Below are 16317 nucleotides of genomic sequence, written 5' to 3' on the forward strand. Positions count from 1 at the left end.
CGCCGCGCGGGTCAGATGCGGGGCCTGCGCCTCCTGGTCAGGGAGTTGATCCACCGCAGGGCCTGCCCACCGGGGCTGCTCCGTCGTCCCGGAGGCGTCCGGCGCGCCGGACCCCGTAGCGGATCCGGGCCGCCGCGCCCCAGCGGACTTCCGCCGCGTCCCAGCGGGCTGCCGCCCCGGGACCGGGCCGCGGACCGGGCGAACCGCTGGGCCATCGCCAGGGGGTCGCTGCCGCGTCCGCCCGTGCGCCCACCGGCACGCGGGCGCCTGCCCGGTGCCGGGCGGGCCAGCCCGGTGCGCCGCATCAGCTGGTTCTTCGCCGTCCTCAGGGGGTTCCTCATGGCGGTTTCCTCCTCGTCTGTCGGTCCCGTGTCCCGGTCGGCCACCCCACTGCCGGGCGGATGATGACGAACGGAGCACGTTCCTTGTTCCTGACTGTTGCGCTACCCCAAGGTGTGATATTGATGCGTCTTTCCTCGATCGGGCTGGCGGAGTGACCCCGGAGGGGAAGCCCGTCGGCGTGTCTCCCGGGAGGGTCAGCGCAGGCCAAAGGGGTTCTTGAACCTCAGCGGGGCTCACACGCCCTCGGGCGGATCCCGTCGCGCTTCGCGCGGCAGCACAGGTGTCAGGGCGGCCGCCACGAGCCGCACGGCCGCGAGCGGTCCGAAGACCGGGCCTTCACCGCCCCCGCTCTGTCCAACGAGGCCGTCACCCGGCGCATGCACCAGGAGTAGGCGGGCTTCCACGGCCGGGTCGCGGACCCGTTGCGCCGAGGACAGCACGGGAGAGCGGTGCCCCGCGCCCCGGACGGCCGCCGGAAAACCGGACGGCCGCCGGAAAACCCGTCGCGCCCCGGGCGGCTCGCCCCGTAACGTGCTCCTCGCCGACCCTCCGGCCCGCCCTCCAGGGCATGCCCGGCTTCCGAGAGGACCCCCCGATGCGCGCCACCAGCGTGCCCTCCATCCCCCCGCAACCTCGACCACCGGGAGCGGGTGTGACCGCGGACACGGACCGCCTCCCGCCCCCGGCCACGCGGTGGGTCCTTCCCGCCCTGGTCCGCTACTCCTTCTCCGTTGCACCGGGCCCGGCCGCCCTGACCACGGTGCTGGCCGTCCTCGCCGGTGCGGCCCCGGTCGGCATCACCATCGGGATCGGCGCACTGGTGGACGGACTCGCCTCGGCCGTCGGCCAGGGGCTGGACAGCCCGGCGGCGCGGGAGTGCTACCGCTGGGTCGCCCTCATCGTCGTGCTGTTCCTCCTCACCCACGTCGCCGATTCGGCTCGGACGGCTCTGGGGCGGGCCCTGGGCCGCCGGGTCACCGGCCGGCTGAGGGAGCGCGTGATGGCATCCGCCTCGCAACCGGCGACCATCGGACACCTGGAGGACCCGGACTACCAGGGCAGACTCAGTCGGGCGCGCGGTGACGGCACCATCGACATGCCGCCCGGGGAGGCGGTCTTCGGCCTGTCGGCCAAGGCCTCGCTGTGGGTGACCGCCGTCGGCTCCGCGGCCCTGCTCACCCAGGTCACCTGGGGGCTGGGGATCATCGTCTTCGCGGTCTTCGCGGTGCTCCACCTCCGGCTGGTCCGCAACTACCGGACCGCCGTCGTCGAGACCGTGAACCAGACGCTGAAGCTGCGCCGCACCTCCTACCTGCGGGACGTGCCGACCACACCGGACGCGGCCCGGGAGGTGCGCCTCTTCGGGCTCACGGCTTTCTTCCGCGACGCCTACCACGCCGAGTGGCGCGTGAACATGGCCGAGGTCTGGCGGCGAAGGCGTGAGCACCGCGTGTTCGTCGTGGTGGTCGTCGTGGTCACCGGCGCCACGGTCGCCTCGGTCTTCTACTACCTCGCCTACCGGGCCGCCACCGGAGGCACGACGGTGGGCGACCTGGCGCTGGGCGGCCTGGCCCTGCGGGCCCTCCTGCAGGTGCTCCGGGCGGACGAGGACGACCTGCGCACCGGCTTCGGCTCCAGGGCGGCCGCCGAGGCGTTCGCCCTTCCGGCCGCGGACCCGCCCGGCGGGTCCGACGCCCCGCCCTGGACCGAACCGGCCGCGACCGTCTCCTGCGAGGGTCTGCGCTTCCGCTACGGCGGCGCCGCGGACGAGGTGCTGCACGGCATCGACCTCGACGTCCCCCAGGGGCAGTCGCTCGCCGTCGTCGGCCTCAACGGGGCCGGAAAGACGACGCTGGCCCGGCTCCTCGCCGGTCTGGACGCTCCCAGCGGGGGCCGCCTGCGCGTCGGCGGGACCCTCATCGAGGACGCCAACCGCCGGAGCTGGCAGCGCAAGGTGGTCGCCGTCTTCCAGGACTTCGGCCGCTACGAGCTGACCGTGCGGGACAACATCGCCTTCGGCTCCCCGGCCCACGCCGACGACGAGGAGGGCCTGCGGGAAGCGGCGCGCCGGGCCGGACTGCTGGAGTTCGTCGAGGGGCTGCCCAATGGCTGGGACACGGTGATGTCCAGCGGCTACGAGGGCGGGGTCGACGCGTCGGGCGGCGAGTGGCAGCGCATCGCCATCGCCCGGGCGCTGTTCGGCCTGCGGCACGGCGCACGGCTCCTGATCATGGACGAACCGGCCGCGAGCCTGGACGCCCGCGCCGAGGCCCGGCTCTACGACACGTTCCACGAACTCACCGCGGGGGCCACGACCGTCGCGATCTCCCACCGGTTCGCGACCGTGCGCAGGGCGCAGCGGGTGGTCGTGCTCGACCAGGGCCGCATCGTCGAGGACGGCACGCACGAGGACCTGATGCGCGCCGACGGCCGCTACGCCGAACTGTTCCGTCTGCAGGCCAAGCGTTTCGAGGAGGCACCGTCGTGATCAGCGCCCTGCGCTTCGTCCTCACCAGCGGACCCCGCGTCGACGGGTTCCGCTCCCTGGTCGCGGTGGCGATCGCGCTTCTCGAACAGGCCACCGGGATCGGCCTCGCCGTGGCGATCGGGCTGTTCAGCGAGGCGGCCACCGGCGGTTCGACCAGCGGCCTGGTGGTGCTCGCGCTGTGCGTGGCGGTCTTCGTCATGCTCACCCAGGGCACCTTCGTCGCCGGTTACTTCACCCGCCTGCGCCTCCAGGAGGAGATCCAGAGCGACGTCGACCGCCGGTTCGTCGACGCGGTCGGCACGACGCCGACGCTGGAGGTCCACGAGCGTTCGAGCCGCTCCGACCGGGCGGCGCTGGTGCGCGGAGCGCGGGGCGAGATCGGGCCGGGCTTCGACCGGCTGATGTGGCTGGCCGGAGCAGCGCTGGCCCTGGTCGCCTCGGCCGCCCTGATGGCCTCGGTCGTTCCCGTCCTGGCCCTGCTGCCGCTCTTCGCCCTCCCCGCCGTGCTGGCCACCCGGGCGGCGGACCGCAGGCGCGGGCAGGCCGTGGAGCGCGCCACACCCCGGACCCGGCTGGCCGGTCACCTGTTCACGCTCGCCACGACCGCCGCGCCCGGTCGTGAGACCCGCCTCTTCGGGCTGGCGGACGAACTGCGGCGCAGGCACCGCCGGGAGTGGGACTCCGCGGGCCGCGACATCGCCCGCACCGACGGGCTGGCCCGGGTCCCGGTCGCGCTGGCCTGGCTGCTCTTCGTGCTGGCGTACGCGACCGCCGTCGCCCTGATGGTGCGGGCCGGACTGGTCGGCGACGCCCCGCTCGGCCTCATCGTCGCGGCCGTCGCCGTCAGCAGCCAGATCACCGGCCAGGTGCAGAGCCTGCTCAACCTGTCCTTCTGGACGATGGAGTCGCTCCGGGCCACCCGGGCCTTCCTCGACGTGGTGCGGGACGGCGCCGCCGAACGTGCCGCCGTCGTGCCGACCGCGCCGGTGGCGGTGCCCGCCCGGCTGGAGAGCGGCATCAGGGTGGAGGGTCTGGGCTTCCGGTACTGGAACCGCGACCGGCCCGCGCTGAGCGGTATCGACCTCGATCTCCCGGCCGGCTCGGTTGTGGCGCTGGTCGGCGAGAACGGCGCGGGCAAGTCGACGCTGGTCAAGGTGCTCAGCGGCCTCTACCAGCCCGTTCAGGGGCGCGTGCTGGTGGACGGGACCGATCTGGCGCGGTTCGCCCCGGACCGGTGGCGCGCCCGGATCACGGCGGCCTTCCAGGACCCGGTGCACATCGAACTGTCCCTGCGGGACGCGGTCGGGTTGGGGCGGCTGGAGGAACGCGACGACCCGGAGAGGATCCTCCGGGCGCTGCGGACGGCGGGCGGGGACAGGCTCCTCGCATCGCTGCCCGAGGGCCTGGACACCCGGCTCGGGCGCGGGTCGTGGGACGGCGAGGGGCTGTCCGGCGGCCAGTGGCAGACGGTCGCCAACGCCCGGGCGGCGATGCGGCGGGCGCCGCTGCTGCGGATCATGGACGAGCCCACCGCCAGCCTCGACGCGCGCGCCGAGGAGTGGCTGTTCCAGCGGTACGCCGACCTGGGCCGTCAGGAAGGCGGTGTGACCGTGCTGGTCACGCACCGCCTCACGACCGCCCGGGCGGCCGACCTCATCGTGGTGATGGACGGCGGCCGGGTCGTCGAAACCGGCACCCACGACACGCTGAGCCGGACCGACGGGCTCTACGCCGAGCTGTTCCGCCTCCAGGCCCGGTACTTCGTCTGACCGGACACGCCGGGCCCGGACCGGTTCCCGCCCCTGCCGTGCGGGCTTCGCCGGGGTCGCGCGACGGGTCCGGCCGCACCGGGGTTCCCCCGGCTGTGGCCGGGCCAGCCGCAAGGACGCTCCTCGCATGTGTCGATTGGCGCAAGCCCCGAAGAGCGCAGACCACGCGGAAGAGCACAGATCACGCGGTCGACGGCTTCTCGCCGGTCAACCCCCGGACGGGCCGACTCCGCGTGCGGAACCGGCCCCTCCGGTCGTGGTGTGACTCACCGGAGCGCCTGGGAGATCGGTGTCTGCCCGTCGTAGAAGTTCACGGTCTGCCGGATGGCGGCGTCAGCGGTGATGACGTGGGTGATCACCTCGGCGACGTTGTCCCGGGAGGTGTGGCCCTCCTCGCCCGGTGGCCGGCCGTCGATCGTGCCGTCGGCGTGCGCGAGCCGGATCCTCCCCGTCGCCGGTTCGAGGGTGAGCCTCCCGGGACCGAGGATCGTGTAGTCCAGTCCGGTCTCCCTCAGGTGTGCGTCGGCGTCGTGCTTGGCCTTGGCATAGGCGTAGAAGGAGTTGTCCGGGTCGATCCGGTCGACGTCGACCGCGGCGCCCGCGTAGGACACGGTGACGAAGCGCCTGACGCCCGCCGCCTGGGCGGCCGCCATCGCGCGCACGGCCGCCTCGTAGTCGACCTGGTTGGTGCGCGCCGGACTGCCGCCGCCCGCGCCGGCGGCGAACACCACGGCCTGTGCGCCGTCGAAGGCTCGCGTGAGGGCTTCAACGTCCGCCTGCTCGATGTCGAGCACGACGGGATCGCCTCCCACGGCTTCGACGTCGGTGCTTTGGCCGGGGTCGCGGATGAGCGAGTCGACCCGGTAGCCCGCGTTGGTGAGCTTGGGTGCGGTGAGCAGGGCGACCTTGCCGTGGCCGCCGAGGATGACCACGCGCTTGGTGTCGGACATGAGCGCCTCCTTCTGTACCGGCTTCGAGGTCGAGTGGGTCCTGTTGGCCGGACCGTCTCGACCGGTGGTTCCCGGTGCCACAACGTATCCGCTCTCCGGTTCTCCCCACCTGGAGCACTCTGGAGCAGGGCGAAGTGGTCCTCAAGTTTTACGGGCCGACCGTCCGGCGACGCGGACGTAAGGGGAACTGCCCCGGTTCCAGCCGTGCCGCACGGGTTCCGGAGAAGGGCCGGGACCCGCCGGTCCGTCCGGGCCCGGTGGTCACCGTGACCAGGGAGCGTCTCGTCCGCGTGCCTCCCACCGCGGGGCTCCGGGTGACGGAGCCCGGATCAGGCGGGGATGACCCGCTCGCGGCGCAGGGTCTCGAACAGATCGGTGAAGCACGTGAGAGTGTCGGCGTAGTCGGTGAATCCTGCGCGGCGACTGCGGCTCATGTCGGTGAAGCACTCCAGGGGACGGTTGAGGTCGCTGTCGGTGTGCCACCAGGACGCCACCCGTGCGAGGTCGGTCTCCACCAGGCCCTCACGTTCGGCCAACATGCGCCATGCGTCTGCCTTCCCGGCCATCTGTTCCTCCAACGGGCGCGGGCGGTCGGCGTAGCCCTGGGGCTCGACGCCGAGCCGCTCCGCGATCCGGGGCCACATCCAGCGCCAGCGGAAGACGTCTCCGTTGGCGGTGTTGTAGGCCTGGCTGGGCAGACCGTCGGCGGTGGCGGCCCAGATCATCTGACGGGCCAGGAGACCGGCATCGGTCATGTCCGTGACTCCGTTCCACTGCACCTCGTTGCCGGGGAAGACGAAGGGCAGGCCTTCGGCGCGGCACAGGGCGGCCTGGGCGGCCAGCGTCTGCCCGAGGTTCATGGCGTTGCCCAGGGCGTGGCCGATGATGGTGTGCGAGCGGTGGACACTCCAGGCGAACCGGTCCCGCGCGGCCGCCCGCCACAGCTCGTCCTCCTGGGCGTAGTAGAAGTTCGGGGTGTCCAGGCGGGGCTCGTCCTCATGGAAAGGGGTGTCCCGCGTCGCTCCGGTGCCGTAGGCCTCGAAGGGGCCCAGGTAGTGCTTGAGGCCGGTGACCAGCGCCACGTGCCGCAGCTGCCCGGAAGGGCCCACCACGTCCATGACGTTGCGGACGATGGCGGAGTTGACGGCGATGTTCTCGGCCTCGGTCGCCTGGCGACTCCACGCCGTGAAGAAGACGTGCGTGGGTCGCGACCCGGCCAGGGCCGCTCGGACGGATTCGGGATCGGTCAGATCGGCGCGCAGGACTTCGACCCCGTCTCGGGGTGCGGTGGCCCGGCGGGAGAGGCTGGCGGTGCGCCACCCCCGCGTGGCCAGTTCCCGGCACAGGGCCCGGCCGGCGATCCCGGTTCCGCCCACGACCAGAGCGCGCCGTTCAGGTCGGCTGGCTGTGTTCATGTGTCCTTACTCTCCTCTGGAAGTCCGTTCCTGACCGCCCGCAGGGCCGGGGGACGGCGCAGGGGCTTTGCCGTGTGGGGCACGCCGGTCCGTCACGGCCCGGGCGGCCCCGTCGTGACGCACGCCCGGTCGGGACCGATGGTGGGTGAGTGCGCACCGGGCCGGGTGCGGTTGGTGCGTTGTGCGACGACCGGAGTCAGTTCCGGGCTGCCGCGTGCCGCTGAGCCCAGGCCAGGTGCCACTGCTCCAGCGGCGTCTGGGGGCCGAAGTCCAGCCCGGGGACCGGCTCGGCACGCCCCTCGCGCAGGTCGGTCAGGTGGCGCTCGGCCTCCAGGGAGGGGTAGTCGGTGTAACCGTGCCCGTCGCCGCCGTAGAAGGTCGCCCGCTCGGCCTCGTTCAGCTCGGCGCCGACCTCCAGACGCCGGGGCAGGTCGGGGTTGGCGATGAAGGCACGGCCGAAGGCGACGGCGTCGGCGTTGCCCTCACCCACGGCGGCCATGGCCCGCTCCCGGTCGTAGCCACCGGCCGCGATCAGGCGCCCGGGATAGCGCTTGCGGACCCAGAGGCTGTCGATGCTGTCGGCGGGGCGCCGTGCCGAGTCGTCTCCGACGATGCCCGGCTCGACCAGGTGCAGATAGGCCGGGTCGCGCTCGGCGAGGGCGTCCAGGACGTGGGTGAACAGCGCCACCGGATCGGAGTCGGCCATGTCCTGGAAGGTGCTGCTCGGCGACAGGCGCACCCCGACCCGGTCCGCGCCGACCGCGTCGATCAGCGCGTCCAGGGCCTCCAGCAGGAGCCGGGCCCGGTTCTCGACGCTGCCGCCGTAGCGGTCCGTGCGGTGGTTGGAGCCGTCCTGGAGGAACTGGTCGATGAGGTAGCCGTTGGCGGCGTGCAGCTCCACGCCGTCGAACCCGGCCGCCCGCGCGTTGCGCGCCGCCCGGCCGTACTGGGCGACGATCGCGGGGATCTCCTCGGTCTCCAGCGCGCGGGGTCTCACGTGGGGGGTGCGGCCGTCGCGGGCGAAGGTGGAGCCGTTGATCGCGATGGCGGAGGGGCCGACCTGTTCCTTGCCGCCGGGTTGCAGACTCGGGTGCGAGGCGCGTCCGGTGTGCCACAGCTGCGCGACGATGGTCCCGCCGACCTCGTGGACCGCGTCGGTGACCGGCTTCCATCCCCGGACCTGTTCCTGGTTCCACAGGCCAGGGATGTCGGGGTTGCCGATGGCCTCGGGTGAGATGGCGGTGCCTTCGGAGACGATGAGCCCGGCCGAGGCGCGCTGGGCGTAGTAGAGCCCGGCCGAAGGACCAGGACGGCCGTCCGGCAGGGCCCTGCTACGGGTCAGCGGTGACATCACGACGCGGTTGGACAGTGCCAGCGCGCCGAACCGGGCGGGGTCGAACAATGCGGTGCGGTCGTGGTGCATGGCCTTCTCTCCGGGGCAGTGGTGAACATGCTGGTCAAACGGGGCGAGTCGCCCGATCCCCGAAGATAAACCTTGACGTTGACGTGAATGTCAAGCACGGTGGGCACGAGTGCTCTCCGCTCCTGCTCCCACGCGTGGAGCAGCGGCCGAACAGGTGGCGCCCGGTACACTCTGACGTGTACGTGAGTGTCAACCTTTGGGCAGGGGGCGGAGGGCCGAGCAGTGAAGATCGGTGAGCTGGCGCGCCGTACCGGCGTGACCACCAGAACCCTGCGCTACTACGAGGAACAGGGTCTGCTGCACCCGCAGCGGGAGAGCAACGGCTACCGCTCCTACCCCGACTCCTCCGTGACGCGTGTGGAGCAGGTGCGCGACCTTCTGGCCGCGGGCCTGTCCACTCGCGTCATCCGGGTCGTCGTCCCCTGTTTCGAGGGTTCCGGGCCGGGGCTGCGGCCGCAGGTGGACAGCGAACTGGCCGCCAACCTGGCCCGCGAGGTCGAGCAGATGGACGCCCGTATCGACGCCCTGACCCGCAACCGCGACGCCGTGCGCCGTTTCCTGCGCGAGGCCACCCCCGTGGAGGTCGACCAGGACTCCGCGTTCGCCTGACCCCGGTGGGCGCTCTCCGGCCCAGGGTCTGCGTGCCGCGCCGCCGTACTGGGCGAACTCCTTGGGCTCCTCCGGGTCGGCGGACGCCGCAGCGGAGCGGAGACCACGCCGGGCCATGGCTGGCAGCCTGTCCTCCATGGAACCCGCCGCGACGACGATCACCGACTACGATCCGCGCTGGCCCGGCATGGCCTCCGCCGCCATCACGGAACTGCGCGACGCGGCTCCCGGGCTGTTCACGGAGATCGAGCACATCGGGTCCACGTCCGTCCCGGGGCTCGCGGCCAAACCCGTCATCGACCTGATGGCGGCCACCGGTTCCCTGCGGGAGGTCCGCGACCACGAGCCCGGCCTGGCCCGTCTCGGCTTCACCCCGCACACGAACGGGATGAACGACCGGCTGCTCTACGTGCGCGTACCCGACGGGGTGCGCACGCACATCCTGCACGTGGTCACCCGGGCGAGCTGGCCGACTCGCAACCAGAGGATTCTGCGCGACTACCTGCGCTCCCACCCGCGGGAGGCGGCCCGCTACGCGCAACTGAAGCGAAGGCTCGCGGCCACCACCGCTTCCCCGCGCGATTACACCGCGGCGAAGACCGAGTTCGTCCAGGAAGTGACCGACCGCGCGCGAAGGGAACTCGGTCTACCGACCACACCCGTGTGGGAGAAGTGACGCCGGTGATCCGCGCCCCTCGCCCGGGGCAGGGAGCCCCTGCCCCACACGGGCGGGGGCCGTCACCGCACCAGGAGGCCGACGCCCCGACCCGGCGATGCGGACGGCGCGAGCACCGTGTGCCCGTGGGCGCGGAAGCACCACGCCCCCGTGGGCGACGGAGCGCGGAACTGTCGCAGGCCTGGGCCATAATCCCGGCGTCCGCCCACCACTGTGGGGGCGAGGCGAGAGCCCGTCCCGAGGAGAGCCCCATGACGTCACCGACACCCCGCCCACGCCACGGAACCCGCCGGTGAGCGGCCGTGCGGACCTGTGGTCGCTGATCCACCGGGAGCGGGCGGCGCTGGCCGACGACCTGTCGGGACTGACCGGGGAACGGTGGGCGACGCCGTCGCTGTGCGCGGGACTGACCGTGCGCGAGGTGCTCGCGCACCTGACGTCGTCGGCGAGCCTCAACGGCCTGCGATGGCTGGCCGGGGTCGTCCGCTGCCGGTTCGACTTCGACGCCCAGGTCGCGATGCGCCTGGCGGAGCAGATGGGGGACTCCGGAGCCGACACCCTCGCGCGCTTCCGGGGGATCGTGGACAGCACGACCTCACCGCCCCTGCCCAAGCCCGCCGTCCTGGGTGAGGTGATCGTGCACGGCGAGGACATCAGGCGGCCCCTGGGCATCGTCAGCGCACGTCCGATCGCCACGCTGACCCTCGTGGCGGACTACTACCGGGGCTCGGACCAGGTCGTCGTCGCCAGGAGCCGGATCCGGGGGTTGAGGCTTCAGGCCACCGACGGTCCGTTCGCCTCCGGCGCCGGACCCCTCGTCCGCGGGAGCACGCTCGCCCTGATCATGGCGATGACCGGCCGTTCCGCACACCTGGACGAGCTCACCGGCGACGGTGTGGAGATCCTGCGCGAACGCGCGGAGGGCTGACCCGCAGCCGTGGAACGGGGGACCGCTCCGCAACACGCGCTCCGACTCGACATGCAAGTTTTTACTTGCCTATCATGGTGGTCGTGGCAAACGACCTCTTCAAGGCCCTGGCCGACCCGACTCGTCGTACCATCCTCGACGAACTCACGGAGAAGTCCGGCCAGACACTGTTCGAGATCTGCTCGCGGTTGGCCATGAAGCACCAGCTCGGCATCTCGCGCCAGGCGGTCTCCCAGCACCTCGCCGTGCTGGAGGCCGCCGGGCTCGTCGAGACCAGGCGCGAGGGCCGCTACAAGTTCCACGACCTCAACACGGCCCCGCTGCGGCGGATCGCCGAGCGATGGCTTGCGCCAGACACGTCCGGACCGGAGGAGAGCAACCCGTGAAGATCCACCTGACCAGCATCTTCGTCAACGACCAGGCCGAGGCCGAGCACTTCTACACCGAGATCCTCGGCTTCGTGAAGAAGCATGACGTCCCGGTGGGGGAGAAGGACCGGTGGCTGACCGTCGTCTCGCCCGACGAGCCCGAGGGCACCGAGCTCCTCCTGGAGCCCTCCGGCCACCCGGCCGTCGGCGCCTACCGCGACGCCTTGGTCAAGGACGGCATCCCGCTCGCCCAGTTCGCCGTCGCCGACGTGCGGGCGGAGCACGAGCGCCTGCGGGGCCTCGGCGTCCGCTTCACCCAGGAACCCCTGGAGACGGGCCCGGTCACCACCGCCGTCTTCGACGACACCTGCGGCAACCTGATCCAGATCGCGACCGAGCCGCAGTAGGCACTCACCCGGGTGCGGGGCCCGGCCGCCCCGGCGGCCGGACTCCGCCCGGGCGCACGGGCGGCGCGCCGGTCCGGGCTGCTCGGGCCAGACCTGGCCCCGCCCGCGCCCGGTCGCGCGGTGGACGGCCGACTACCGCGTCGTTGACCATGTCCGGGCTGCGCCCGCGCCCGGACGCACGCACGCGTACGGGCGGCCGTGGCCGCCGCGCCCGGGCGGATTCACCCCCTGGCGGCACGGGTAGGGGACCGGCGCACAACCGCTACTTCGTCCCGGGGGACACTCATGCCACACCTGACCGAACTGCACGGAACCGCGATGGGGGAGTTCGACCGCCGGGTCCGCGAGGTCAAGCTGACGGACTGGGCTCTGCCCACGCCGTGCGCCGACTGGGACGTGCACGACCTGGTCAACCACCTGACCACCGAGCAGCTGTGGGCGCCGCTCCTGCTGGACGGCGCCCGGGTCGAGGAGGTCGGCGACCGCCTCGACGGCGACAACCTGGGCGAGGAGCCCATCACCACCTGGGAGGTCGCCGCCCGCGAGGCCCGCACCGCCTGGCTGGCGCCGTCCTCCCTGGAGAGCACGGTGCACCTGTCCTTCGGCGACGCGCCCGCCGAGCTCTACCTGTGGCAGATGACCTTCGACCTGACGGTGCACGCCTGGGACCTGGCGCGCGCCCTGGGCGCCGACGAACGCCTCGACCCCGACCTGGTCAAGGAGGTCCACGCCTGGCTGAGCGACCAGGACCTGGGCCCGGGGCCGATGTTCGGCGCCCCGGTCGAGGTCGGGCCCGACGCGAGCCCCCAGGACCGCCTGATCGCCCGCACCGGCAGGACCCCCTGACCGACCGCGCGGCCCCGGCCGGGTCCCGCACCCGACCGGGGCCGGTCCCGTGCCCGGCCACCCCCCGCACGCGCACACAACCCCGCACCGGCTGCGCGGCCTGACCGCCGCCGGGGTCGGCGGGCCCGCCCCCCGCCCCTGCGGGCGGGCGGGCGCCGGACCCACCGCGACCACGGCCCGGGTGACCACACGCGGGTGTTTAGCCCTCCCCTTGCGGGTTACGCGCCAGAGTGGCGGCTCCCCGGACTCCCGCATCCCGGCCCCGCGCGCCGTGTCGGCTTCCGGGAGCCCCACGACTGGCACAGACTGTGACGAGTCCCTGGCGCGGTGCGCCGGGCGGGCCGCGTGGACGGCGGCGCGCAGGACACCGACCCACACACGAGGAAGGGCACTGCCGGTGGAGGCCACGATCACACTGCACGTCGACGGGGAGAAACGCGAGCTGACCGTCGACACACGCACCACCCTGCTGGACGCGCTACGCGACCGGCTGGGCGTCACCTCGCCCAAGAAGGGCTGCGACCACGGCCAGTGCGGGTCCTGCACGGTCCTGCTGGAGGGCCGCCGCGTCGTGTCCTGCCTGACCTTCGCGGTCGCGCACGACGGCGCCAGCGTCACCACCGCCGCCGGACTCGCCGGGGAGGGACAGCTGCACCCCGTCGCCCGCGCCTTCGTCGAGAACGACGGCTTCCAGTGCGGCTACTGCACGCCCGGTCAGGTCTGCTCGGCCGTGGGCATGCTGGAGGAGGCCGCCGCCGACTGGCCCAGCCACGTCACCGAGGACCTCCAGGCGCCGGTCGACCTCGACGACGACGAGATCCGCGAGCGCATGAGCGGCAACCTGTGCCGCTGCGGCGCCTACGTCAACATCGTCGCCGCGATCCGGGAGGCCGCGCAGTGAAACCCTTCCACTACACCCGCCCCGCCGGGGCCGACGAGGCCGTCACCGCGGTCGCGGGCGACCCCGGGGCCTCCTACATCGGCGGGGGCACCAACCTGGTCGACCACATGAAGCTCGGCATCGCCGAGCCCACCTCCCTCGTGGACGTGCGCGACCTGCTCAGCCACCGGATCGAGGAACTGCCCGACGGCGGCCTGCGCGTGGGCGCCGCCGTGCCCAACAGCGACCTGGCCGCCCACCCCGGCGTCCGCCGCGACTACCCCGTGCTCTCCCAGGCCCTGCTGGCGGGCGCCTCCGGCCAGCTCCGCAACGCCGCCACCACGGGCGGCAACCTCCTCCAGCGCACCCGGTGCGTGTACTTCCAGAACACCGCCATGCCCTGCAACAAGCGCGAACCCGGCACGGGCTGCTCGGCGATCGAGGGCTACGGCCGCTACAACGCCGTCCTGGGCGCCTCCGAGCACTGCGTGGCCACCCACCCCTCCGACATGGCGGTCGCCCTGACCGCCCTGGGCGCCCGGGTCCACGTGCTGGGACCCGCCGGGGAGCGCACCGTGGACATGCCCGGCCTGCACCGCCTACCGGGGGACGAACCCCAGCGCGACACCGTCCTGGAACACGGCGACCTCATCACCGCCGTCGACCTGCCCCGCCTGCCCCTGGCCGCCCGCTCCGCCTACCGCAAGGTGCGCGACCGCGCCTCCTACGCCTTCGCCGTGGTGTCGGTGGCCGCGGCGCTGCGCGTGGTGGACGGCACCGTCGAGGACGTGCGCGTGGCCTTCGGCGGCCTGGCGCACGCGCCCTGGCGGGCCGGCCGCGCCGAGGAGGCGCTGCGCGGGGGACCGGCCACCGAGGAGGCCTTCCGCGAGGCCGCCCGCGCCGAACTCGCCGACGCCGCCACCGGCCCGGACAACGCCTTCAAGGTCCCCATGGCCGTCAACACCCTGACCGCGACCCTGCGCGGCCTGACCGCAGAGGAGGAGGCACGATGACCGGGACGCTGGACGCGCGGGCCATGGGCCGCCCGCTGACCCGTCTGGAGGGCGCCGACAAGGTCACCGGTCGGGCGCCCTACGCCTACGAGCACCCGCTCACCGACCCCCTGTACCTGCACCCGGTGCTGTCCACCGTCGCACGCGGGCGCGTCACCGCGGTCGACGCCTCCGCCGCCGAGGCGCTGTCCGGGGTGCGCGCCGTCCTGACCCCGGACAACGCCGAACGCCTCGCCGACACCGAGGACCGCGAGTTCGCGGTGCTCCAGTCCCACGAGGTGTCCTTCCACGGCCAGTTCGTCGCCGCGGTCGTGGCCGACACCCCCGAGACCGCCCGCCAGGCGGCCGGACTCGTGAAGGTGGACTACGAGCGCTCCGCGCACGACGTGGTGCTCACCGCCGACCACCGCGGCCTCTACCGGCCCGTGGGCGAGGACGACGAGGGCCCCGCCTCCGACACCGAGCAGGGCGACCCCGACGCGGCCCTGGCCGCCGCCGAAATCGTGGTCGACCAGACCTACAGCACGCCCACCGAGCACAACAACCCCATGGAGCCGCACACCACCACGGCCCTGTGGGAGGAGGACACCGGCCACCTCACCCTCTACGACTCCACCCAGGGCGTGCACGTGGTCCGCGCCTCCGTGGCCGGGGTGTTCGGGCTCGACCCCGAACGTGTCCGGGTGGTCGCGCCCCACGTGGGCGGCGGTTTCGGCTCCAAGGGCGAGGCGCACGCGCACGACGTCCTGGCCGCGATGGCCGCCCGCGCCCTGCCCGGGCGGCCGGTCAAGTTCGCGCTGACCCGCCAGCAGATGTTCTGCCTGGTGGGCTACCGCACGCCCACCATCCAGCGCCTGCGCCTGGGCGCCGACCGCGACGGGCGCCTGTCCGCGGTCGTCCACGACTCCGTGGAGCAGACCGCCAGGATCAAGGAGTTCACCGAGAACAGCGCGATGTGCTCGCGGTGGATGTACGCCGCGCCCAACCGCCGCACCACCCACCGGATCGCGCCCCTGGACGTGCCGGTCAACTTCTGGATGCGCGCCCCCGGCGAGGCGCCGGGCATGTACGCCGCCGAGGCCGCCATGGACGAACTCGCCCAGGCCTGCGGCGTCGACCCGATCGAGCTGCGCGTGCGCAACGAACCCGGGACCGACCCCCAGAGCGGCTCCCCGTGGTCGGACCGGCGCCTGGTGCGGTGCCTGCGCGAGGGCGCCGAGCGCTTCGGCTGGCACGGACGCGACCCCCGCCCCGGCGTCCGCCGGGAGGGGGACTGGCTGGTGGGCACCGGCGTGGCCTCGGCGAGCTACCCGCACCTGTTCAACCCCGGCTCGGTGGCCCGCGTCCGCTACGGCCGGGACGGCCGTTACGAGGTCTCCATCGGCGCGGTGGACATCGGCACCGGGGCCTGGACCGCGCTCACCCAGATCGCCGCCGACGCGCTGGGCCTGCCCGCCTCCGACATCCGGCTGCGCATCGGCGACACCGCCTTCCCGTCGGCCTCGGTCGCGGGCGGCTCCAGCGGAACCAGCTCCTGGGGGACGGCCATCGTGACCGCCGCCCGCGCCTTCCGCGACCGGCACGGGGACTCCCCGGCCCCGGGCGCGGAGGCCGAGGGCAGCGGGGCGGAGGACACCGTGGACGAGTCGTACTCGGTCTACTCCTTCGGGGCGCACTTCGCCGAGGCGCGGGTGAACGCGGACACGGGCGAGGTCCGGGTGCCGCGCATGTACGGCCTGTTCTCCATCGGCCGGGTGGTCAACCCGCGCACTGCGCGCTCGCAGTTCCTCGGCGGGATGGTCATGGGCCTGTCGATGGCGCTGCACGAGGAGAGCTTCCGGGACCCGAGGTACGGCCACATCGCCAACGGCGACTTCGCCGAGTACCACGTCCCCACCAACGCCGACGTGGGCGACCTGCGGGCGGAGTGGCTGGACGAGGAGGACCCCCGCGCCACCCCCATGGGCTCGCGGGGCGCCGGTGAGATCGGCATCGTCGGCACCGCCGCGGCGGTGGCCAACGCCGTCCACCACGCCACGGGGATCAGGGTGCGCGACCTGCCGGTCACGGCGGACAAGCTCCTGCGCTGACGGCCGGTTGCGGTGCGCCCGCGCGGGCGCACCGCAACCGGGCACGCCCCGGCAGGGCCGCCAGGGGCGGGAGGCGCGGTTCACGGGAGGAGTCCGTCCGCGTCGTCCTCCTC

At 73.4% G+C, this 16317-nt stretch carries 15 protein-coding genes; 11 read left to right on the forward strand and 4 right to left on the reverse strand.

Annotated features, from left to right (window positions below):
- Window positions 1-11 precede the first annotated feature (11 nt).
- On the reverse strand, window positions 12-341 hold the full coding sequence (locus tag AC0VX6_RS12770; protein ID WP_274977737.1) for a hypothetical protein: 330 nt from the start codon (window positions 339-341) through the stop codon (window positions 12-14).
- Between the two features lie 653 nt (window positions 342-994).
- On the opposite strand from AC0VX6_RS12770, the gene AC0VX6_RS12775 reads away from it, so the two are divergent.
- Both AC0VX6_RS12775 and AC0VX6_RS12780 read left to right on the forward strand, forming a co-directional pair.
- Window positions 995-2830, forward strand: coding sequence for an ABC transporter ATP-binding protein (locus tag AC0VX6_RS12775; RefSeq protein ID WP_274977738.1), 1836 nt, complete (start codon window positions 995-997; stop codon window positions 2828-2830).
- The gene (locus AC0VX6_RS12780; protein ID WP_475468818.1) at window positions 2827-4599 is read left to right on the forward strand and encodes an ATP-binding cassette domain-containing protein; all 1773 of its coding nucleotides are present in this window, start codon (window positions 2827-2829) and stop codon (window positions 4597-4599) included. Before AC0VX6_RS12775 ends, AC0VX6_RS12780 begins: the two co-directional genes overlap by 4 nt.
- Before the next feature lie 266 nt (window positions 4600-4865).
- Here AC0VX6_RS12780 and AC0VX6_RS12785 read toward each other — a convergent pair whose 3' ends face one another.
- The 3 genes from AC0VX6_RS12785 to AC0VX6_RS12795 all read right to left on the reverse strand — a co-directional run bounded on the left by AC0VX6_RS12785 (window position 4866) and on the right by AC0VX6_RS12795 (window position 8387).
- Entirely contained in the window at window positions 4866-5549 is a 684-nt protein-coding gene (locus tag AC0VX6_RS12785; protein WP_475468820.1) for an NAD(P)H-binding protein, read from the reverse strand.
- Between the two features lie 329 nt (window positions 5550-5878).
- The gene (locus tag AC0VX6_RS12790; RefSeq protein ID WP_475468822.1) at window positions 5879-6964 is read right to left on the reverse strand and encodes an SDR family oxidoreductase; all 1086 of its coding nucleotides are present in this window, start codon (window positions 6962-6964) and stop codon (window positions 5879-5881) included.
- A gap of 196 nt (window positions 6965-7160) precedes the next feature.
- Complete coding sequence (locus AC0VX6_RS12795; protein WP_274977742.1) at window positions 7161-8387, reverse strand: alkene reductase; 1227 nt, start codon at window positions 8385-8387, stop codon at window positions 7161-7163.
- A gap of 222 nt (window positions 8388-8609) precedes the next feature.
- On the opposite strand from AC0VX6_RS12795, the gene AC0VX6_RS12800 reads away from it, so the two are divergent.
- The 9 genes from AC0VX6_RS12800 (at window position 8610) to AC0VX6_RS12840 (ending at window position 16204) form a co-directional block, all read left to right on the forward strand.
- On the forward strand, window positions 8610-8996 hold the full coding sequence (locus tag AC0VX6_RS12800) for a MerR family transcriptional regulator (RefSeq protein WP_274977743.1): 387 nt from the start codon (window positions 8610-8612) through the stop codon (window positions 8994-8996).
- A gap of 115 nt (window positions 8997-9111) precedes the next feature.
- Window positions 9112-9672 carry a GrpB family protein gene (locus tag AC0VX6_RS12805; protein ID WP_274977744.1) on the forward strand — a complete coding sequence of 187 codons (561 nt, stop codon included), beginning with the start codon at window positions 9112-9114 and terminating at the stop codon, window positions 9670-9672.
- A gap of 292 nt (window positions 9673-9964) precedes the next feature.
- Window positions 9965-10600 (forward strand): maleylpyruvate isomerase family mycothiol-dependent enzyme, encoded by a 636-nt coding sequence (locus AC0VX6_RS12810; protein ID WP_475468824.1) that lies wholly within the window; start codon window positions 9965-9967, stop codon window positions 10598-10600.
- A 74-nt stretch (window positions 10601-10674) separates the two neighbouring features.
- The gene (locus AC0VX6_RS12815; protein ID WP_475468826.1) at window positions 10675-10986 is read left to right on the forward strand and encodes an ArsR/SmtB family transcription factor; all 312 of its coding nucleotides are present in this window, start codon (window positions 10675-10677) and stop codon (window positions 10984-10986) included.
- A complete protein-coding gene (locus AC0VX6_RS12820; protein ID WP_475468828.1) occupies window positions 10983-11375 on the forward strand; it encodes a VOC family protein in 393 nt (130 codons plus the stop codon). Before AC0VX6_RS12815 ends, AC0VX6_RS12820 begins: the two co-directional genes overlap by 4 nt.
- Before the next feature lie 285 nt (window positions 11376-11660).
- The gene (locus tag AC0VX6_RS12825) at window positions 11661-12221 is read left to right on the forward strand and encodes a TIGR03086 family metal-binding protein (RefSeq protein WP_274977748.1); all 561 of its coding nucleotides are present in this window, start codon (window positions 11661-11663) and stop codon (window positions 12219-12221) included.
- 397 nt (window positions 12222-12618) lie between these two features.
- On the forward strand, window positions 12619-13122 hold the full coding sequence (locus AC0VX6_RS12830; protein ID WP_475468830.1) for a 2Fe-2S iron-sulfur cluster-binding protein: 504 nt from the start codon (window positions 12619-12621) through the stop codon (window positions 13120-13122).
- Complete coding sequence (locus AC0VX6_RS12835; protein ID WP_475468832.1) at window positions 13119-14114, forward strand: FAD binding domain-containing protein; 996 nt, start codon at window positions 13119-13121, stop codon at window positions 14112-14114. Before AC0VX6_RS12830 ends, AC0VX6_RS12835 begins: the two co-directional genes overlap by 4 nt.
- Window positions 14111-16204 (forward strand): xanthine dehydrogenase family protein molybdopterin-binding subunit, encoded by a 2094-nt coding sequence (locus tag AC0VX6_RS12840; protein WP_475468834.1) that lies wholly within the window; start codon window positions 14111-14113, stop codon window positions 16202-16204. Before AC0VX6_RS12835 ends, AC0VX6_RS12840 begins: the two co-directional genes overlap by 4 nt.
- Window positions 16205-16317 lie beyond the last annotated feature (113 nt).

It is taken from the genome of Nocardiopsis sp. iso_25 (assembly GCF_056173305.1).